Below are 21,228 nucleotides of genomic sequence, written 5' to 3' on the forward strand. Positions count from 1 at the left end.
CGCTATTTTTTGGTCGAAAATAATACCATCAACCCCGTTAATAGTCTAATAAATCACCAGGTGCGGCGTTGCAAAGCGTCGCCCCGCAGGGCGACGGCTCAGCGTTCGAGAATAAAGGCGGGCAGTTTGAGGTGCCAGCGGATGGCTGCGAGGCGAATGGCCAGGGTGATGATCATGCCCAGCATCATGGCCTGTTGCAGCGGCATGTGGAAGGTGTAAAACGCCGTGGCGTGCACGATGCCGCCGATGATGCAGGCGGTGGCGTAAATTTCGGTGCGCAGGATCATCGGGATCTCGCGCGCCAGCACGTCGCGGATAATGCCGCCGCCGACGCCGGTGATCACCCCCATGCAGATTGCCACCAGCGGGCCGGTGCCGGCTGCGAAGGCCTTGTTGACGCCGATGCCGACGAACACCGCCAGCCCGACGGCGTCCAGCACCGGCAGCACCCACTTCGGCAGCCGGCGCGGCTGGCGCACCAGCAGCAGCGTCAAGACGCAGGTGATCATCGCCACCACCAAATCGGTGGGATCCTTGACCCAGAACACCGGGCCGTTGGCCAGCGCCATGTCGCGGATGGTGCCGCCGCCGACCGCGGTGACCACACCCAAGACCAGCACGCCGAACGGATCCATGCGCAGCTTGCCGGCCAACAGCACGCCGGAGACGGCGAACACCGCGGTGCCGAGAATATCCAACCAGAACACCAGCATCAGCGGATCTCCGCCAGCTGGCGGCACAGCTGCTGCGCCGCCAACGCAATGCGCGGCCCGCCGCGGTTGAACCAGTCTTCGTTCAGCGCGATCACCGGCACCTGCAGCTGCGGGGCCCAGAAGGCTTTCACACTGGCGGCTTCTTTCGCGCCCCCGGTGATGACGATGGCCTGCGGCTGGCGCGCCAACACCTGCTCGCGGCTGATCTGCGGCCAAGGGGTGCGGCTGTCGGCGAAGACGTTCTGCCCGCCGCACAGCGCCAGCACCTGGCTTTGCAATGTGGCGCCGGCGCTGGTGAACAGTGGCTGGGTGCCGAACTGCAGCAGCACGCGCCGCGATGGGTTAGCGGCATACTGTTGTTTGAGAGCGGCGAACTGGCGGCGAAGGCCCTCCGCCGCCTGATGCGCCTGCTCCGGGTGCGGGCTGTATTGCGCCAGCTGGTCCAGCAAACCGGCGATCCCTTCGAGGGTGTCGGCGTCCGCATAGAAAATCGGGATGCCGAACGCGGCGAGCTGATCCAGCACGCGCTGCGGATTGCCGCCGCGCCAGGCGAGGATCAGGTCCGGCTTGAGCGCCAGCACCCGCTCCAGATTGATGCCCTGCCAGGAGGCTACCTGCTCCAGCTTGGCGGCCTGCGGCGGATAATCGGAATAGGCGCTCGCCGCCACCAGCACATCGCCCATGCCGGCGGCATAGGCGAGTTCGGTCGCGTTGGGCGCCAGGCTGATCACCCGCTGAGCGGCGCCGGCCGGCATGGCCAGCCAGAGCGCCAACAGACAGAGCATCGAGGTGAAGCGCAGCCTCACATCAACCGCGCTTGGCCAGGGTTTGCAGCATGGCGTTGACCATCAGCGTAGACTGCTTGGCCGCTACCACCAGGAACTCGTCAAAGCTCATGTGCGATTCGCTGTCGGCGACGTCGGAAATGGCGCGCACCACCACGAACGGCGTGCCGAACAGATGGCAGACGTGGGCGATCGCTGCGGCTTCCATTTCCACGGCGGCGACGCGCGGGAAGGTGGCGCGAATGCGCGCCAGCGGCTCGGCGCCGTTGATGAAGGCGTCACCGCTGCAGATCAGGCCGCGCACCGCGTGCAGATCCAGCTGTTTGATGCAGCTTTCCGCCAGCGCGATCAGCGCGTCGTCGGCGACGAACGCCGCCGGGCAGCCGGCCATCTGGCCCGGCTCGTAGCCGAAGGCGGTGACGTCGGCGTCGTGGTAGCGCACTTCTTCCGACACCACGATATCGCCCACGCGCAGGGTGCTGGCCAGGCCGCCGGCGGAACCGGTGTTGATCACCAGATCCGGGCTGCAGTGTTCCAGCAGCAGGGTGGTGCCCATGGCCGCCGAGACTTTACCGATGCCGGATTTCAGCAGAGCCACGTCAACGCCGCCGATCTGGCCGGTGTAGATTTCGCAGCCCGCACGCTGGATGGTTTGACGGTTTTCGATTTGATCGCGCAGCAGGGTGACTTCCTGCTCCATTGCGCCGATGATGCCTACTTTCATAAATAACACTCGCTGATTGGCCGTGAGAATTGCGGCATAGTCTATCATGGCTGTGTATGAGAGATAATGCGTTGCATCCGCTGCCGGGAATTGTTATCACGGGGGCAGGGCGCAACGGCGGAGAAACAGATGTCCGGGATCGACTTCAAGCAAAAAATCAGCTTCCAACGGCCTTTCAGCAAACCGATCGAGGCCGAGGAAGAGTACGACATCGTGCGGCAATTCGAGAGCGATCGCGGGCGCATCGTCAACTCGGCCGCCATTCGCCGTCTGCAGCAAAAAACCCAGGTGTTTCCGCTGGAGCGCAACGCGGCGGTGCGCAGCCGCCTGACGCACTCGATGGAGGTGCAGCAGGTTGGGCGCCACATCGCCAAAGAGATCCTCAACCGCTTCAAACAGGCGGGGAGAATTGATGAGCTCGGCCTGACCCGGCTGCTCGATCCGTTTGAAAGCATCGTGGAAATGGCCTGCCTGATGCACGACATCGGCAATCCGCCGTTCGGTCACTTCGGCGAGTCGGCGATCAACGACTGGTTTGCCCAACGGCTCGATCCCGCCAGCTGCGGCAGCGAGCCGGGCAGCCACGATCGCTGCCAGGTGGCGACGCTGCGCCTGCATGAGGGGGAGAGCGATCTGAACCGGCTGCGCAGCCGGATCCGTCAGGATCTCAGCCACTTCGAGGGCAATGCCCAAGCGATCCGCATGGTGTACAGCCTGCTCAAGCTCAACCTGACCTACGCGCAGGTCGGATGCATTTTGAAATACACCCGCCCGGCCTACTGGGCGAGCGACATCCCCGCCAGCCACAGTTACCTGATGAAAAAGCCCGGCTACTATCTGGCGGAAGAGGCCTTCGTCGATCGGCTGCGGCGCGAGCTGCACATGGGCGAGTTCGATCGTTTCCCGCTGACCTATATCATGGAGGCCGCCGACGATATCTCGTACTGCGTGGCCGATCTGGAAGACGCGGTGGAGAAGAGCATTTTCACCGTCGAGCAGCTGTATCAGCACCTGATTCAGGAGTGGGGCGAGGTGGTGCCGGGCGATCTGTTCGACAAGACCGTCGCCAGCGCGTTTCGCAAGATCGATCGCGGCGGCGCGCGGCGCAGCGCGGAAGATCAGTTCTTCATGTATCTGCGGGTGTTTACCGTGGCGCGGCTGGTGCCGCACGCGGCGCAGCGCTTTATCGACAATCTGGATGCGGTCTATCAGGGCAGTTTCAATCAGGCGCTGCTGGAGGACTCCAGCCCGGCGTACCGGCTGCTGAAAATATTTAAAAATGTGGCGTTCAAGCACGTGTTCAACCACCCGGAGGTCGAGCAACTCGAGCTGCAAGGCTACCGGGTGATCAGCGGCCTGCTGGACATTTACAGCCCGCTGTTGGCGATGTCGCTGGCGGACTTCAGCCAGCTGGTGCGCGAGGACAGCCATCGCGCTTACCCGATCGAAACGCGCCTGTTCCACAAGCTGTCCACCAAGCATCGGCTGGCGTATGCGGAGGCGGTAGAGGGGCTGCAGCATTTATCGCCGGAGCAGCAAGCCATTCGGGAATATTATTTCCGCGCGCGTTTATTGCAGGACTATATCAGCGGAATGACCGACCTTTACGCCTATGACGAATATCGTCGATTGATGGCGGCGGAATAATTACGCTGAAGAATAATTTTAGCAATTCCAATCGGTTGGCTGTCTCGAGTTTTGTAAAGACGGACAATATTTGTTTACTATTGCCAATCATCTGTGCCGGAACTTCGGGCTATTAATTAACTCTGAATAAGCACGCAAGACAGCCATTCTTTTTGAACGACTTTATAAGAGACACACAGATGAAAAAAACCGCATTAGTTCTGAGCGCACTGGCATTCAGTATCGGTATGGCGATGGGCCCGGTCACGGCCAGCGCCGCTGAAACCGCCTCTTCCAGCACCCAACAGCTGCCGAGCCTGGCGCCGATGCTGGAAAAGGTAATGCCTTCCGTGGTGAGCATTAACGTTGAGGGCAGCACCACGGTCAATACGCCGCGCATGCCGCAGCAGTTCCAACAGTTCTTCGGCGAAGATTCACCGTTCTGCCAAGACGGCTCGCCGTTCCAGGGCTCGCCGATGTGTCAGGGCGGCGAACAGCCTGGGCCGGATGGCCAGCCGCAGGGCACGCAGCAGAAATTCCAGGCGCTGGGCGCCGGGGTGGTCATCGATGCCGCCAAGGGCTACGTGGTGACCAATAACCACGTGGTGGACAACGCCAACAAGATCCAGGTGCAGCTGAGCGACGGCCGCCGTTTCGACGCCAAGGTGATCGGCAAGGATTCGCGTTCCGATATTGCGCTGATCCAGCTGAAAGACTTCAAGAATCTGACGGCGATCAAGATGGCGGATTCCGATCAGCTGCGCGTTGGCGATTACACCGTGGCGATCGGCAACCCGTACGGGCTGGGTGAAACCGCCACCTCGGGTATCGTATCCGCCCTGGGGCGCAGCGGCCTGAACATCGAAAACTACGAAAACTTTATCCAGACCGATGCGGCGATCAACCGCGGTAACTCCGGCGGTGCGCTGGTTAACCTGAACGGTGAGCTGATCGGCATCAACACCGCGATCCTGGCGCCGGACGGCGGTAACATCGGTATCGGCTTCGCCATTCCGAGCAACATGGTGAAAAACCTGACGGCGCAAATGGTCGAATATGGCCAGGTGAAACGCGGCGAGCTGGGCATCATGGGTACCGAGCTGAACTCTGAGCTGGCCAAGGCGATGAAGGTCGACGCGCAGCGCGGGGCCTTCGTCAGCCAGGTGATGCCGAAGTCTTCCGCGGCGAAGGCGGGCATCAAGGCCGGCGACGTGATCGTCACCATGAACGGCAAGGCCATCTCCAGCTTCGCCTCGTTCCGGGCGGAGATCGGCACGCTGCCGGTCGGCAGCAAGATGTCGCTGGGCATTATTCGCGACGGCAAGCCGGTGACGATTGACGTCACGCTGGAGCAAAGCGCGCAGACCCAGGTGGCCTCGGGCAATATCTACACCGGCATCGAAGGCGCCGAGCTGAGCAATACCCAGGTCGGCAACGTGAAGGGTGTCAAGGTCGACAGCGTGAAAGCCGGCAGCGCCGCGGCGCGCATCGGCCTGAAAAAGGGCGACGTGATCCTGGGCGTGAACCAGCAGCCGATCCAGAACCTGGGTGAGCTGCGTAAAATCCTCGACAGCAAGCCGTCGGTGCTGGCGTTGAATATTCAGCGCGGCGAGAGCCAGCTGTACCTGCTGGCGCAGTGATAGGCGTCAGGCGTTAAAAACAAAGGCACGCTGCGGCGTGCCTTTTTGCGTTATGGCCTGAGGATTCAGGCGGGTTGCGCCAGATGCGCGCGCGCCGCGTGGATCACCAGTTCAATCTCATCCAACAGCTCCAGCCACTCCGGCTCCAGTTCGTCGTTGGTGATGCCCTGACGCAGCTGCCGCTCGAGGTAGAAACACAGCTGCTTGAGGCGCGGCACGCCGCTGTAGCTGCAGCTGCCGTGCAGCTTATGGACCAGATCGAGGATCTCGTCGTCATGCTGGCCGTCGAGCAGCGCCTGTACCCGTTCGCGCACCTGCGGCAGGAAATCGAGCAGCATTTGCAGCAGATCGCGCGCCAGGTCCGGTTTGTTGGCCGCCTGACGCAGCGCCAGCGGCCAGTCGAGCGACAGCGGTGCGTCGTCGGCGATGGCGTTTTCCACGTCGCCGCTGTGGTAGCGCGACAGCACGCGGGTCAGCATTTTCTCGTCGATCGGTTTGGCCAGATAGTCGTCCATCCCGGCCTGCAGCAGGTGCTCGCGCTCGCCGCTGGCGGCATGGGCGGTAACGGCGACGATCGGCGTGGAGTTGTGATGCGGCAGCTGGCGGATCAGCTCGCTGGCGTGAATGCCGTCCATCTTCGGCATCTGAATGTCCATCAGGATCAAATCCAGCACGTTGTCGCGCGCCAGCGCCAGCGCTTCCTCACCGCTCTCGCACAGCAGGGTTTTTTCTACCTGTTCCCCCAGCAGCGTGCCGATCAGCTTCAGGTTGGCCGGGTTGTCGTCAACCGCCATCACCGTCAGCGGCAGGCGTTTACGCTCAGGCTGCGCGGTGAGGCGTGCCGGCGCTTCCATCCGGAGCAGAGGGAACAGTCGGGTGCTGGTGATCGGCTTGATCAGACAGCCGAGCGCGCCTTGTTGTTTAAGCAGTTCGGCGTCGATCTGCGCCTGGCACGGCAGCGCCAGAATCACCCGATCGGCCAGCTTCAGCGAGGCCAGCAATTTGTCCTCGTGCTGCGCCATGTTGTCGCGGAACGGGATGGGCACGCCGGCCAGCAGGAAGTCATAGTGGCCTGGCGGCAACTGGCCCAGCGTCAGCGAGTGGGTGATCACCAGCTGCGTGATGCTGAGCATGTTGAGCGTCGCCTGCGCCGCCGTCGGGTTGGACTCGATATAGGCGAGCGTTTTGCCGCTCAGATCCGGCAGGCTCGGCGCCAGCGACAGCATGCCCTCGTTCAGATCCAGCGTGATATGGAACCAGAAGGTCGAGCCGCGGTTCAACTGGCTGTGGAAGCAGATATCGCCCCCCATTTCTTTCACCAGTTTTTGCGTGATCACCAGCCCCAGCCCGGTACCGCCGTGGCGGCGGGAGATGCTGGCGTCCGCCTGACGGAACGCCTGGAACAGCTGCGACTGCTGGCGTTCGGAGATGCCGATGCCGGTGTCGTGGATCTGCACCTCCACTTCCACCCGGCGATCCAGCTGTTTGCGTAGCTCGACGCGAATGTCGATATTGCCGGTTTCGGTGAACTTGATGGCGTTGCCCAGCAGGTTGGTGATGATTTGCTGTAGGCGCAGCGAGTCGCCGATCACCTGCTCCGGCACGTCGTTGTGCACATCCAGCGTCAGCTCCAGCCCCTTGTCGTGGGCGCTGGGCGCCAGCAACACCACCACTTCGTCCAGCGTTTCACGCAGGGCGAAAGGAATATGCTCCAGCACCAGCTTGCCGGCTTCCAGCTTGGAGAAGTCCAGCACGTCGTTGATGATGGTCAGCAGGTTGTTGGCCGAGCGTTCGATGGTCTGCAAATAATCGGTCTGGGTCGCGCTCAGATCGGTTTTCAGCATCTGGCGGGTGAAGCCGATCACGCCGTTGAGCGGTGTACGCAGCTCGTGCGACATGTTGGCCAGGAATTCGGACTTGATACGCGCCGCCTCCTGCGCGCGTTTTTTCGCCAGATCCAGCTCGACGTTCTGGATCTCCATCTGCTCCAGGGTTTCACGCAGGTCGGAGGTGGCCTGATCGATGTTCTGCTGCATCTCTTCGTGATAGGCGGTGAGCGACATCGCCATCGAGTTGATGCCGTTCTTCAGCATGTGCAGTTCGCCGAGCATGTAGCCCTCCACGCGGCTGTCGAGCTGGCCGCGGCGGATGCGGTCGACGGTGTTCACCATGTTGCGGATCGGGCCGGTCACGTCGCGCATCAGCCGGTAAGCGAACAGGATGGCGATGCACATGCACAGCAACAGCAGCAGGGTGGAGACGAAGACCTCTTTGTATTGCTGCAGCCGCACTGACTGCAGATCCAGCTCGATCGCCACATAGCCCAGGTTGTTGTCGGGGTGGCTGCCGCCGTCGGCGGTTTCATCCGGATACTGGCTTTCCGACAGGATCGGCGTGCGCAGGATCAGCGAATCGCCGCGTCGGGTGAGCATCAGCTCGGTGGGCAACGGCACGCCTTTCGGCAGCTGTAGCTGAGCGAAGTTGTGATGATAATTGGAGGTGACGAACAAATTATTCTGCGCATCGAACACGGTGATCGAACGCACGATGTCCGAATGGCGGCGGTGCAACAGACTGACCAGCTGCCTGACCGATTCGCGGCTGCGGAACGTCATGCCGTACTCGCTGGCCACCGCCAGCGGCTCGATGATGCTGGCGCCGGCGTCGACCAATTGCTCCTGCAGCTCGTTATAGCGGTGCACCACGAAGAAGGTGCTGAGCAGCAAACCAATCAGCAAGGTCGGGGCCAGAATCAGGATCATCATGCGCGCACGCAGGCTGTATTTGGTCATGGGATTCCAATGTGGGAGAATTGACAGCTGACACTAGCTTAATGAACCAGCACACAATCGACAAATATGGCGCAATTCTACTCTCCCAAACGCCGCGTGACGACCCGGCAGAGCTCACAAATCTTCACCGTGACGGTGAGCGATCTCGATCCTTTCGGCCAGGGCGTGGCGCGCCACGACGGCAAAGCGGTGTTCGTGCCGGGCGTATTGCCGGGCGAGCAGGCGGAAATCCAGCTGACCGAAGATAAGCGCCAGTTCGCCAAAGGCAAGCTCAAACGCCTGCTGAGCCGCAGCCCGCAGCGGGTGGCGCCGCGCTGCCCGCATTTCGGCGTCTGCGGCGGCTGCCAGCAGCAGCATGCGGATGAGGCGCTGCAGCAGCAGAGCAAGGCGGCAGCGCTGGTGCGCATGATCGCCCGCGAAACCGGGGTGACCCCGCAGCAGGAACCGGTGATCGCCGGCCCGGAATACGGCTATCGCCGCCGCGCCCGCCTGAGCCTGACGTGGCAGCCCAAGCAGCAGCGCCTGATGATGGGCTTTCGACAGGCGGCCTCCAGCGAGCTGGTGGCGGTGGAGCACTGCCCGGTGCTGCGGCCGGAGCTGGAACAGCTGCTGGCGCCGGTGCGCGCCTGCCTGAGCGGGCTGCAGGCGGTGCGGCGGCTGGGGCATGTGGAGCTGGTGCTGGCGGACAACGGCCCGCTGCTGGTGCTGCGCCATCTCGACGCGCTGAAAGAGGCGGATCGGCAGGCGCTGTTGGCGTTTGGCGAGCGGGAAAACGTCGCCGTCTATCTGGCGCCGGACAGCGATCGCGTGGAGAAACTGTGCGGTGACACGCCGTATTATCAGGTTGACGGGCTACGCTTAGACTTCAGCCCGCGTGACTTTATTCAGGTCAATGACGCTGTAAACCAACAAATGGTGGCGCAGGCCCTTGAATGGCTCGATATTCAACCCAATGATCGGGTGCTGGACCTGTTCTGCGGCATGGGCAACTTCACCCTGCCGTTGGCGCGCCGGGCCGCTGCGGTGGTGGGCATCGAAGGTGTTGCCACGCTGGTAGCGAATGGGCAATATAATGCACATAAGAATAAGCTGAATAATGCATCGTTCTTCCACGAGAATCTGGAGGACGACGTTGCGCGGCAACCTTGGGCAGCACAAGGGTTTGATAAGGTGATGCTGGATCCCGCCCGTGCCGGTGCGGCCGGGGTGATGTCACACATTGTAAAACTGGCGCCGGCGCGGGTGGTGTATGTTTCCTGTAACCCCACCACGCTGGCTCGCGACAGCAAAGTGCTGTTGAGCGCCGGTTATCGTCTTGCGCGCGTGCGGATGTTGGATATGTTTCCGCACACGGGGCATCTTGAATCAATGGCGCTGTTTATCAACGAGCGCGCGCCAGAGGTCGCTGCAAAGTAGGGAGAAGTTATGGTTGCGGTAAGAAGTGCACATCTGAATACGGCGGGTGAATTCGCTCTCGATGAGTGGATCGCTGGCTTGGGGCTACCTAACCCGCAGTCATGTGAGCGATTGGCCGCAACCTGGCGTTATTGTGAGCAGCAGACCCAAAACCATCCCGACGCCTCGCTGCTGCTGTGGCGCGGTCTGGAGATGGTGGAAATCCTCTCGACGCTGAGCATGGACAACGACAGCATGCGCGCCGCGCTGCTGTTCCCGCTGGTGGACGCCGGCATCGTGCAGGAAGAGACCCTGACCGAAGCGTTCGGCAAGGGCATCGTCGCGCTGGTGCACGGCGTGCGCGACATGGACGCCATTCGCCAACTGAAAGCCACCCAAAACGATTCGATGGCCTCCGAACAGGTCGACAACGTGCGCCGCATGCTGTTGGCGATGGTGGAGGATTTCCGCTGCGTGGTCATCAAGCTGGCGGAGCGCATCGCCCATCTGCGCGAGGTGAAAGACGCGCCGGAAGACGAACGCGTGCTGGCGGCGAAGGAATGTTCCAACATCTACGCCCCGCTGGCCAACCGGCTCGGCATCGGCCAGCTGAAGTGGGAGCTGGAGGATTTCTGCTTCCGCTACCTGCATCCGGAAGAATACAAGCGCATCGCCAAGCTGTTGCATGAGCGCCGCATCGATCGCGAACAGTTCATCGACGATTTCGTCGCCGGGCTGCGCACCGAGATGGCCAGCGAAGGCATTCGGGTGGAGATCTACGGCCGGCCGAAACACATCTACAGCATCTGGCGCAAGATGCAGAAAAAGCACCTGGCGTTCGACGAACTGTTCGACGTGCGCGCGGTGCGCATCGTGGCGGAGCGCCTGCAGGATTGCTATGCGGCGTTGGGCATCGTGCATACTCATTTCCGCCATCTGCCGGACGAGTTCGACGACTACGTCGCCAACCCGAAACCCAACGGCTACCAGTCGATCCACACCGTGGTGCTGGGGCCGCGCGGCAAAACCGTCGAGATTCAGATCCGCACCCGGCAAATGCATGAAGACGCCGAGCTGGGCGTGGCCGCGCACTGGAAGTACAAAGAGGGCGCGGGCGTGACCGTGCGCTCCGGCTACGAAGAACGCATCGCCTGGCTGCGTAAGCTCATCGCCTGGCAGGAAGAGATGGCGGACTCCGGCGAGATGCTCGACGAAGTGCGCAGCCAAGTGTTCGACGATCGGGTCTATGTGTTTACGCCGAAAGGCGACGTGGTGGATCTGCCGGCCGGCTCCACGCCGCTCGATTTCGCTTACCACATTCACAGCGACGTCGGTCACCGCTGTATCGGCGCCAAGATCGGCGGCCGCATCGTGCCGTTTACCTATCAGCTGAAGATGGGCGATCAGATTGAGATCATCACCCAGAAGCAGCCGAACCCGAGCCGCGACTGGCTGAACCCGAACCTGGGCTATGTCACCACCAGCCGCGGGCGCTCGAAGATCCATAACTGGTTCCGCAAGCAGGATCGCGACAAGAACATCCTCGCCGGTCGTCAGATGCTGGACAACGAACTGGAGCATCTCGGCATCAGCCTGAAAGAGGCCGAGAAGCTGTTGATCCCGCGCTACAACATGAACTCGCTGGACGAGGTGTTGGCGGCGATCGGCGGTGGGGACATTCGCCTGAACCAGATGGTGAATTACTTGCAGGGCAAGTTCAACAAGCCGAGCGCCGAAGAGCAGGATCGCGAGGCGCTGCGCCAGCTGGTGCAGCAGAAAGCGCCGCCGCCGACCCGCAACAAGGACAATGGCCGGGTGGTGGTGGAGGGCGTGGGCAACCTGATGCACCACATCGCCCGCTGCTGCCAGCCGATCCCGGGCGACGACATCGTCGGCTTTATCACCCAGGGGCGCGGTATTTCGATCCACCGTGCGGACTGCGATCAGCTGGTCGATCTGCAATCGCACGCGCCGGAGCGCATCGTCGACGCGGTATGGGGTGAAAGCTACTCCAGCGGTTATTCGCTGGTGGTGCGCGTGATGGCCAACGATCGCAGCGGGCTGCTGCGCGACATTACCACCATTCTGGCCAACGAAAAGGTCAACGTACTGGGCGTCGCCAGCCGCAGCGACACCAAGAAGCAGTTGGCCACCATCGACATGGATATCGAAATCTACAACCAGCAGGTGCTGAGCCGGGTGCTGGCGAAGCTGAACCAGCTGCCGGACGTGATAGACGCCAAGCGTCTGCACGGCAACTAAGCCCACATCGCCTTTCGGGCCGTATCGATAGCGGATGCGGCCCGAAATCCATGAATTCGGCGGGCGCTCCCCTGCGCCCCCATGCTTTCTCAGAGATTTTTTATGACCCAATCCACTCCGCTGCAGCGTCTGCTGAACATCATGAAAACGCTGCGCGACCCGCAGATCGGTTGCTCGTGGGACCGCAAGCAAACCTTCGCCACCATTGCGCCTTATACGTTGGAAGAGACTTACGAAGTGCTGGACGCCATCGAGCGGCAGGACTACGCCGATCTGCGCGACGAGCTGGGTGATTTGCTGTTTCAGGTGGTGTTCTACGCGCAAATGGGGCAGGAGCAGGGGCTGTTCGATTTCGATGAGGTGTGTACCGCCATCAGCGACAAGCTGGAGCGCCGTCACCCGCACATCTTCGGCGACGCCGAGGGCGGAGACAGCGAAGCCGTGGCGGCGCGCTGGGAGCAGCTGAAGGCCGGTGAGCGCGCCGAGAAAGCGCTGCACTCGGTGCTGGACGATATTCCGCAGGCGCTGCCGGCGTTGATGAAAGCGCACAAGATCCAGAAACGCTGCGCCTCGGTCGGCTTCGACTGGAATACCCTGGGCCCGGTGCTGGACAAAGTGTACGAAGAGATCGACGAAGTGATGCACGAAGCCCGCCAGGCGGTGGTCGACGAGAGCAAGCTGGAAGAGGAGATCGGCGATCTGCTGTTCGCCACGGTGAACCTGTCGCGCCATTTAGGCCACAAGGCGGAGAACGCGCTTCAGGCGGCGAACCGCAAGTTCGAGCGCCGCTTCCGCCAGGTGGAAGAGATTGTCCAGCAAAGCGGGCTGCGGCTTGAAGACGCCACGCTGGAGCAGATGGAAGAGGCCTGGCAGCAGGTGAAACGTCAGGAAAGTTGAATCGCCGCGACAATGTTGATCGCCGACAAGGTTCGCTCAAGCTGAAACGGTTAAGCTTTCGGTCAGGTTAGAGGCGCATGGCTGCCGGCGACAGCAAAAGGGCAACAAACTGAAATCTAAGGCGTTTTATCGATCCTGAGGGGCGGTAAAAAGAAATTTTCTCTGCTAACTCTTTGTTTTACCTGGAGGGTTTAGGCGGCGCCGGCGGAGTAAACCCTGATGAACACGGGAGGGCGGCCGAGATGATGGACAGCAAAACGATCGTTTGTAGGTCAGGAGAGGTTCGGGTATACTACTTTCCCGTCCTGGTTCTTCCATCGTCTTTAAACCTAAACTCTCAGGTTCAGCATGACAACTAATTATATTTTTGTGACCGGCGGGGTCGTATCCTCTCTGGGTAAAGGCATTGCCGCAGCCTCTCTGGCGGCTATTCTTGAAGCCCGTGGCCTCAACGTTACCATCATGAAACTGGACCCGTACATCAACGTGGATCCGGGCACCATGAGCCCGATTCAGCATGGGGAAGTTTTCGTCACCGAAGACGGCGCAGAAACCGATCTGGATTTGGGTCACTACGAGCGCTTCATCCGCACCAAAATGTCGCGTCGCAACAACTTCACCACCGGCCGCATCTACTCCGACGTGCTGCGTAAAGAACGCCGCGGCGACTATTTGGGTGCGACCGTGCAGGTCATTCCGCACATCACCAACGCGATCAAAGAGCGCATCATCGAAGGTGGCGAAGGCCACGATGTGGTGCTGGTGGAAATCGGCGGCACCGTCGGCGATATCGAATCGCTGCCGTTCCTCGAAGCCATCCGTCAGATGGCGGTGGAAGTGGGCCGCGAGCACACTCTGTACATGCACCTGACGCTGGTGCCGTACATGGCGGCAGCTGGTGAAGTGAAAACCAAGCCGACCCAGCATTCCGTAAAAGAGCTGCTTTCCATCGGTATTCAGCCGGATGTGCTGATTTGCCGTTCCGATCGCGCGGTTCCTGCTAACGAACGCGCTAAAATCGCGCTTTTCTGCAACGTGCCGGAAAAAGCGGTTATCTCTCTGAAAGACGTTGATTCTATTTATAAAATCCCAGGCCTATTGAAATCTCAGGGGCTGGACGATTATATTTGTAAACGATTCAGCTTGAACGCACCGGAAGCCAACCTGGCCGAATGGGAACAGGTGATCTACGAAGAAGCCAATCCGGGCGGCGAAGTGACCATCGGTATGGTCGGCAAATACGTTGAGCTGCCGGACGCCTACAAGTCGGTGATCGAAGCGCTGAAGCACGGCGGGCTGAAAAACCGTCTGACCGTAAACATCAAGCTGATCGATTCGCAGGACGTGGAAACCCGCGGCGTGGAAGTGCTGAAAGGGCTGGACGCGATCCTGATCCCAGGCGGCTTCGGCTACCGCGGCGTGGAAGGCAAAGTGATGACCGCACGCTATGCGCGCGAGAACAACATTCCTTACCTGGGCATTTGCCTGGGCATGCAGGTGGCGTTGATGGAGTTCGCTCGCAACGTGGCGGGTATGGAAAACGCCAACTCCACCGAGTTTATGCCAGACTGTAAGTACCCGGTGGTGGCGTTGATCACCGAATGGCGCGACGAAGACGGCAACGTCGAAGTGCGCAGCGAAGAAAGCGATTTGGGCGGCACGATGCGCGTAGGTGGCCAACAGTGCCACCTGAGCGACAACAGCCTGGTGCGTCAGCTGTACGGCGAACCGACCATTGTCGAGCGTCACCGTCACCGTTACGAAGTTAACAACATGCTGTTGAAGCAGATCGAAGCCGCAGGGCTGCGTGTCGCCGGTCGTTCCGCCGACAACAAGCTGGTAGAGATCATTGAACTGCCGAATCACCCGTGGTTTGTAGCCTGTCAGTTCCACCCGGAATTTACGTCTACGCCGCGTGATGGGCATCCGCTGTTCGCCGGCTTCGTGAAAGCCGCAGGCGAGCATCAGAAGCGCCAGGTGAAATAAAATATTTGGTAGGCGGCGCGCGGTGAGAACCGCGCGCTGTTTGTCTGGAGTTTTAGTTTAACTTGTACTGAGGAAAACCTAATGTCCAAAATCGTTAAAGTCATCGGTCGTGAAATCATCGACTCCCGCGGTAACCCGACTGTTGAAGCCGAAGTTCATCTGGAAGGCGGTTTCGTAGGCCTGGCTGCTGCGCCGTCAGGTGCTTCTACCGGTTCCCGCGAAGCGCTGGAACTGCGTGACGGTGACAAGTCTCGTTTCCTGGGTAAAGGCGTACTGAAAGCCGTTGCTGCAGTAAACGGTCCGATTGCTCAGGCAGTACTGGGTAAAGATGCCAAAGACCAGGCGAACATCGACAAGATCATGATCGATCTGGACGGCACCGAGAACAAATCCAACTTCGGCGCCAACGCCATTCTGGCGGTTTCCCTGGCAGCAGCGAAAGCGGCCGCAGCCTCTAAAGGCATGCCGCTGTACGAGCACATCGCTGAACTGAACGGCACCCCAGGCAAATTCTCCATGCCACTGCCGATGATGAACATCATCAACGGCGGCGAGCACGCTGACAACAACGTCGACATTCAGGAATTCATGATTCAGCCGGTTGGCGCGAAAACCCTGAAAGAAGCGGTGCGCATCGGTTCTGAAGTGTTCCACCACCTGGCGAAAGTTCTGAAAGCCAAAGGCATGAACACCGCCGTGGGCGACGAAGGTGGCTATGCACCAAACCTGGGTTCCAACGCCGAAGCGCTGGCGGTTATCGCTGAAGCGGTAAAAGCGGCGGGCTACGAGCTGGGCAAAGACGTGACCCTGGCGATGGACTGTGCGGCTTCCGAATTCTACAAAGACGGTAAATACGTGCTGGCCGGCGAAGGCAATAAAGCCTTCACTTCCGAAGAGTTCACTCACTTCCTGGAAGATCTGACCAAACAGTACCCAATCGTGTCTATCGAAGACGGCCTGGATGAATCCGACTGGGCGGGCTTCGCTTACCAGACCAAAGTTCTGGGCGACAAAATCCAGCTGGTGGGCGACGATCTGTTCGTGACCAACACCAAGATCCTGAAAGAAGGCATCGAGAAAGGCATCGCTAACTCCATCCTGATCAAATTCAACCAGATCGGTTCTCTGACCGAAACCCTGGCTGCTATCAAGATGGCGAAAGACGCTGGCTACACCGCGGTGATCTCTCACCGTTCCGGTGAAACCGAAGACGCGACCATCGCTGACCTGGCGGTAGGGACTGCGGCTGGCCAGATCAAAACCGGTTCCATGAGCCGTTCTGACCGCGTTGCCAAATACAACCAACTGATCCGTATCGAAGAAGCGCTGGGTGACCGTGCGCCGTTCAACGGCCTGAAAGAAGTTAAAGGCCAGTAAGTTCGACCGATTCGGTTGTTAAATAAAAACCCGCTGCGGCGGGTTTTTTTATGGCCGGCGTTTGGCCAAAAGCGCAATAAAAAACCCGCCGCAGCGGGTTTTATCAGAAGCGAGCGTTACATCTGCTGCGTTGCCGCGCTCACCGGCGAGCCGCCGCCTTTCTTGCGCACCCACAGCCAGTAAGCCACGGTGAGTAAAGCGATCCACACCAGCCCGACGTACAGCGCGATGCGGCTCTCTTCGAAGTAGCCGAGCAGGCCGATGACAAATGCCATAAAGGCGGTCGCCAATGCCGGCGCCACTGGCCACCACGGCACCGGGAAGCTCAGCTGACGGGTTTCCTCCGGCGACAGCGTGCGGCGCATGACGATCTGCGACAGCAGGATCATCAGCCACACCCAGACGGTGGCGAAGGTGGCGATCGAGGCGATGATCATGAAGACCTTCTCCGGGATCAGGTAGTTGAGCACCACAGCCAGCAGCAGAGCGATCGACATCACCAGCACCGTCATCCACGGCACGCCGCTGGCGGTCAGTTTGGTGAAGCTGCGCGGCGCCTGGCCGTCCTGCGCCATGCCGTACATCATGCGGCCAGCGCCGAAGATGTCGCTGTTAATGGCCGAGATGGCGGCGGTGATCACCACCACGTTCAGCACGTTGGCGGCGGAGCTGATGCCGAGGTTGCTGAAGATCTCCACGAACGGGCTGCCGTTTTGGCCGATGCTGTTCCACGGATAGATCGCCATCAGCACCGTCAGCGTCAGCACGTAGAACAGCAGGATGCGCACCGGCACGGCGTTGATCGCTTTCGGCAGCACTTTGGCGGGGTCTTTCGCCTCGCTGGCGGTAATGCCGATGATCTCGATGCCGCCGAAGGCGAACATCACCACCGCCAATGACGCGACCACGCCGCCGATGCCGTTAGGCATAAAGCCGCCGTGCTGCCACAGGTTGCTGATACCGGTGGCGTGCTGGGTTTGGCCGAAGCCGAACAGCATCACTGCCGCGCCGCCGACGATCATCGCCACGATGGCGGCGACCTTGACCAGCGACAGCCAGAACTCCAGCTCGCCGAATACCTTGACGCTGCACAGGTTGAGCGCGCCGATAAACAGAATGATGCTGAGTACCCAGACCCACTGGGCGACCTCCGGGAACCACAGCCCCATATAAATGCCGAAGGCGGTGACGTCCGCCAGGGCGACGATGACCATTTCGAAGGTGTAGGTCCAACCGGTGAGGAACCCGGCCAGCGGGCCGAGATAGTGGCTGGCGTAGTGGCCGAACGAGCCGGAAACCGGCTGATGCACCGCCATTTCACCCAGCGCGCGCATCACCATGAACACCGCCGCGCCGCCCACCAGGTAGGCCAGCAGCACGGCCGGGCCGGCCAGCTGGATGGCGCCGGCGGAGCCGTAGAACAGGCCGGTGCCGATCGCCGAGCCGAGAGCCATGAAACGGATGTGCCGCGCGTTTAGTCCGCGTCTGAGTTGTGTCGTTTCGTTACGCATGTTGCTTCCCGTTAAGTGTTTGCCGAACAGGCACGCGCTGCCCGCGCCGGGTGGAACGCACCCGGCGGGGCAGAACAAACTGCGTGATTCAGAGTGTGATGATTATGCCTGGCTAGGCAGCAGCGCCGCAGGCAGCAGCGATGTCAGGTGACCGGCCGCCAAGAGTTGGCTGGCGGCTTCAATGTCGGGGGCGAAGAAACGATCCTTGTCGTAGAAACTGACATGCTCGCGCAGCAGACGGCGCGCCTGCTCCAGACCTTCCGAGGTCTTCAGGCCGTTGCGGAAATCCAGGCCCTGGCAGGCGGCCAGCCATTCGACCGCCAGAATGCCGCGCACGTTGTCCGCCATGCTCCACAGGCGGCGACCGGCGGCCGGCGCCATGGAAACGTGGTCTTCCTGGTTGGCGGAGGTCGGAATGCTGTCGACGCTCGACGGGTGCGCCAGCGCTTTGTTTTCGCTGGCCAGCGCCGCGGCGGTCACCTGGGCGATCATGAAGCCGGAGTTCACGCCGCCGTTCTCCACCAGGAACGGTGGCAGCTGCGACATGTGCTTGTCCATCATCAGCGAGATGCGGCGTTCGGACAGCGAACCGATTTCGGCAAACGCCAGCGCCAGGTTATCGGCGGCCATCGCTACCGGTTCGGCGTGGAAGTTGCCGCCGGACAGCACGTCGCCCTGTTCGGCGAACACCAGCGGGTTATCGGAGACGGCATTGGCTTCGATTTCCAGCACCTCGGCGGCCTGGCGGATCTGCGTCAGGCAGGCACCCATTACCTGTGGCTGGCAGCGCAGGGAGTAAGGATCCTGCACTTTTTCACAGTTGCGGTGCGAGTCGGAGACTTCGCTGCGCGCGCCGAGCAGGTGGCGATAGGCGAGGGCGGCGTCGATCTGGCCGCGCTGGCCGCGCACCTCGTGGATACGCGCATCGAACGGGCTGCGGGAGCCCAGCGCCGCTTCCACCGTCAGGCTGCCCGCCACGGTCGCGGCGGCGAACAGATCTTCGGCATCGAACAGGCCGCGCAGCGCGAAGGCGGCGGAGACCTGGGTGCCGTTCAGCAGCGCAAGGCCCTCTTTCGCCGCCAGCGTCAGCGGTTTCAGGCCGGCTTTGGCCAGCGCTTCGGTCGCCGGCAGCCATTGGCCCTGATGGCGCGCCTGGCCTTCGCCCAGCAGCACCAGGCTCATGTGCGCCAGCGGCGCCAGGTCGCCGGAGGCGCCGACGGAGCCTTTCAGCGGAATATGCGGATAAACTTCGGCGTTGACCAGCGCGATCAGCGCCTGAATGACTTCCAGACGAATGCCGGAGAAGCCCCGCGACAGGCTGTTGATCTTCAGCACCATGATTAGGCGCACCAGGTTGTCGTCGGTCGGCTCGCCCACGCCGGCGGCGTGTGACAGCACGATCGAACGCTGCAGGTTTTCCAGATCGTCGCGGGCGATGCGCGTCGAAGCCAGCAGGCCAAATCCGGTGTTGATGCCGTAAGTGGTGCGGTTTTCTTCAACGATGCGTTCCACGCAGGCCACGCTCTGTTGGATAGGGCCGTAGGCGTTGTCGTCCAGCGTCAGCGTCACCGGGTGTTGATAGACGTCGCGTAGCTGGGCCAGCGTCAGTTTGCCTGGGCGAATAGTCAGCGCTTTCATGCTTTTTCTCCTTGGGTCGCGGCAACCATCGGCAGGTTCAGGCCTTGCTCACGGGCGCAGTCGATAGCGATATCGTAACCGGCGTCGGCGTGACGCATGACCCCGGTAGCCGGGTCATTGTGCAGGACGCGGGCAATGCGCTCGGCGGCTTCGTCGGTGCCGTCGCAGACGATCACCATGCCGGAGTGTTGGGAGAAGCCCATGCCGACGCCGCCGCCGTGGTGCAGGGAAACCCAGGTGGCGCCGCTGGCGGTGTTCAGCAGGGCGTTCAGCAACGGCCAGTCGGAAACCGCATCGGAACCGTCTTTCATCGCTTCGGTTTCACGGTTCGGGCTGGATACGGAGCCGGAATCCAGGTGGTCGCGGCCGATGACGATCGGGGCGGACAGTTCGCCGCGGCGCACCATCTCGTTGAACGCCAGGCCCAGCTTGGCGCGCTGGCCAAGGCCAACCCAGCAGATGCGCGCCGGCAGGCCCTGGAAGCTGATGCGCTCGCGCGCCATGTCCAGCCAGCGGTGCAGGTGTTCGTCATCCGGGATCAGCTCTTTCACCATGGCGTCGGTTTTGTAGATGTCCTGCGGATCGCCGGACAGCGCCGCCCAGCGGAACGGCCCGATACCGCGGCAGAACAGCGGACGGATGTAGGCCGGCACGAAGCCCGGGAAGTCGAAGGCGTTGTCGACGCCGGTTTCTTTCGCCATCTGGCGAATGTTGTTGCCGTAGTCGAAGGTCGGCACGCCCATCTGCTGGAAGGCCAGCATGGCTTTGACGTGATCGGCCATCGACTGCTTGGCGGCGGCGACCACTTTAGCCGGCTCGGTCTGGGCGCGCTGGCGATACTCTTCCCAGCTCCAGCCCTTCGGCAGGTAGCCGTTCAGCGGATCGTGGGCGCTGGTCTGATCGGTGACCATGTCCGGGCGCACGCCGCGGCGAACCAGCTCAGGCAGAATTTCCGCCGCGTTGCCGCACAGGGCGATGGAGATGGCTTTGCCTTCTGAGGTGTATTTTTTGATGCGAGCCAGCGCGTCATCCAGATCGTTGGCCTGCTCATCGACGTAGCGGGTTTTCAGGCGGAAATCGATGCGGCTCTGCTGACATTCGATGTTCAGCGAGCAGGCGCCCGCCAGCGTCGCGGCCAGCGGCTGCGCGCCGCCCATGCCGCCCAGGCCGGCGGTCAGTACCCAGCGGCCCTGCAGGCTGCCGTCGTAATGCTGGCGGCCCGCTTCGACGAAGGTCTCATAGGTGCCCTGAACGATGCCCTGGCTGCCGATGTAGATCCAGCTGCCGGCGGTCATCTGGCCATACATGGCCAGGCCTTTGGCGTCCAGTTCGTTGAAGTGTTCCCAGGTCGCCCAGTGCGGCACCAGGTTGGAGTTGGCGATCAGCACGCGCGGGGCGTTGCTGTGGGTTTTGAAGACGCCGACCGGCTTGCCGGACTGCACCAGCAGGGTTTCGTCTTCTTCCAGCGTTTTCAGGGTTTCGACGATCTTGTCGTAGCAATCCCAGTCGCGTGCGGCGCGGCCGATGCCGCCGTACACCACCAGCTCGTGTGGGTTCTCCGCAACTTCAGGATCGAGGTTGTTCATCAGCATGCGTAACGGCGCTTCGGTCAGCCAGCTTTTTGCGTTTAATTGTGTGCCGCGTGGCGCGCGTACATCGACATTGCGAACTTTGTTATTTGTAGTCACAGCAGTTTCCTCAAACAGTATCGGTGCAGATTCCATGCCGCGGTGGGGATGAGTACCACGGCATAACAATGCGTAGGGCTTATTAACATATACTTGTATGTACAAGCATATGCAACACTGACCAGTTGCCGCTGAAAAGTGGCATAAGAAAAAGTTATTTTCTTTTTATATCAGGTTGATATGCGATTTTTCAT

General features: G+C 61.2%; 14 protein-coding genes. 7 read left to right on the forward strand and 7 right to left on the reverse strand.

The annotated features are described in order from the left end of the window. Positions 1-98 precede the first annotated feature (98 nt). The 3 genes from ACJ8QI_RS16630 to mtnN are packed head-to-tail and all read right to left on the reverse strand — an operon-like array spanning position 99 to position 2,222. The gene (locus tag ACJ8QI_RS16630; RefSeq protein ID WP_038873529.1) at positions 99-713 is read right to left on the reverse strand and encodes a TRIC cation channel family protein; all 615 of its coding nucleotides are present in this window, start codon (positions 711-713) and stop codon (positions 99-101) included. Beyond that, a complete protein-coding gene (gene btuF, locus ACJ8QI_RS16635) occupies positions 713-1,498 on the reverse strand; it encodes a vitamin B12 ABC transporter substrate-binding protein BtuF (RefSeq protein ID WP_064290783.1) in 786 nt (261 codons plus the stop codon). The genes ACJ8QI_RS16630 and btuF overlap by 1 nt, the downstream gene beginning before the upstream one ends. 22 nt (positions 1,499-1,520) lie before the next feature. Then, the gene (gene mtnN / locus ACJ8QI_RS16640; protein ID WP_049200308.1) at positions 1,521-2,222 is read right to left on the reverse strand and encodes a 5'-methylthioadenosine/S-adenosylhomocysteine nucleosidase; all 702 of its coding nucleotides are present in this window, start codon (positions 2,220-2,222) and stop codon (positions 1,521-1,523) included. A gap of 129 nt (positions 2,223-2,351) precedes the next feature. Here mtnN and dgt point away from each other — a divergent pair, with 129 nt between their 5' ends. Together dgt and degP are read left to right on the forward strand one after the other, a co-directional pair. After that, complete coding sequence (dgt, locus tag ACJ8QI_RS16645) at positions 2,352-3,869, forward strand: dGTPase (RefSeq protein WP_025301593.1); 1,518 nt, start codon at positions 2,352-2,354, stop codon at positions 3,867-3,869. Positions 3,870-4,048: 179 nt separating this feature from the next. Next, positions 4,049-5,488: a serine endoprotease DegP gene (degP, locus tag ACJ8QI_RS16650; protein ID WP_442532833.1), complete on the forward strand. Its 1,440-nt coding sequence runs from the start codon at positions 4,049-4,051 to the stop codon at positions 5,486-5,488. 65 nt (positions 5,489-5,553) lie between these two features. Here the strand turns inward: degP and barA are convergent, their stop codons facing one another. Next, positions 5,554-8,280, reverse strand: coding sequence for a two-component sensor histidine kinase BarA (barA, locus tag ACJ8QI_RS16655; protein WP_421115330.1), 2,727 nt, complete (start codon positions 8,278-8,280; stop codon positions 5,554-5,556). A gap of 66 nt (positions 8,281-8,346) precedes the next feature. Here barA and rlmD point away from each other — a divergent pair, with 66 nt between their 5' ends. The 5 genes from rlmD to eno all read left to right on the forward strand — a co-directional run bounded on the left by rlmD (position 8,347) and on the right by eno (position 16,197). Next, a complete protein-coding gene (gene rlmD, locus ACJ8QI_RS16660; protein WP_049200310.1) occupies positions 8,347-9,696 on the forward strand; it encodes a 23S rRNA (uracil(1939)-C(5))-methyltransferase RlmD in 1,350 nt (449 codons plus the stop codon). A 9-nt stretch (positions 9,697-9,705) separates the two neighbouring features. Next, the gene (relA, locus tag ACJ8QI_RS16665) at positions 9,706-11,937 is read left to right on the forward strand and encodes a GTP diphosphokinase (protein WP_060422513.1); all 2,232 of its coding nucleotides are present in this window, start codon (positions 9,706-9,708) and stop codon (positions 11,935-11,937) included. A 102-nt stretch (positions 11,938-12,039) separates the two neighbouring features. Further along, complete coding sequence (mazG, locus tag ACJ8QI_RS16670) at positions 12,040-12,834, forward strand: nucleoside triphosphate pyrophosphohydrolase (protein ID WP_033649234.1); 795 nt, start codon at positions 12,040-12,042, stop codon at positions 12,832-12,834. A 348-nt stretch (positions 12,835-13,182) separates the two neighbouring features. Next, positions 13,183-14,820, forward strand: coding sequence for a glutamine hydrolyzing CTP synthase (gene pyrG / locus ACJ8QI_RS16675; protein ID WP_225529081.1), 1,638 nt, complete (start codon positions 13,183-13,185; stop codon positions 14,818-14,820). Positions 14,821-14,901: 81 nt separating this feature from the next. Next, on the forward strand, positions 14,902-16,197 hold the full coding sequence (gene eno / locus ACJ8QI_RS16680) for a phosphopyruvate hydratase (RefSeq protein ID WP_038873548.1): 1,296 nt from the start codon (positions 14,902-14,904) through the stop codon (positions 16,195-16,197). Between the two features lie 116 nt (positions 16,198-16,313). On the opposite strand, the gene ACJ8QI_RS16685 is transcribed toward eno, so the two are convergent. The 3 genes from ACJ8QI_RS16685 to hutU all read right to left on the reverse strand — a co-directional run bounded on the left by ACJ8QI_RS16685 (position 16,314) and on the right by hutU (position 21,034). Beyond that, positions 16,314-17,708 carry an amino acid permease gene (locus tag ACJ8QI_RS16685; protein WP_087762922.1) on the reverse strand — a complete coding sequence of 465 codons (1,395 nt, stop codon included), beginning with the start codon at positions 17,706-17,708 and terminating at the stop codon, positions 16,314-16,316. Between the two features lie 102 nt (positions 17,709-17,810). Then, positions 17,811-19,346, reverse strand: a complete 1,536-nt coding sequence (gene hutH, locus ACJ8QI_RS16690; RefSeq protein WP_025301604.1) for a histidine ammonia-lyase — start codon at positions 19,344-19,346, stop codon at positions 17,811-17,813. Further along, a complete protein-coding gene (gene hutU, locus ACJ8QI_RS16695; RefSeq protein WP_041033306.1) occupies positions 19,343-21,034 on the reverse strand; it encodes a urocanate hydratase in 1,692 nt (563 codons plus the stop codon). Before hutU ends, hutH begins: the two co-directional genes overlap by 4 nt. Between the last annotated feature and the right edge of the window lie 194 nt (positions 21,035-21,228).

The organism is Serratia sp. CY84636 (assembly GCF_052166245.1).
In the GTDB taxonomy this organism is placed as follows: domain Bacteria; phylum Pseudomonadota; class Gammaproteobacteria; order Enterobacterales; family Enterobacteriaceae; genus Serratia; species Serratia nevei.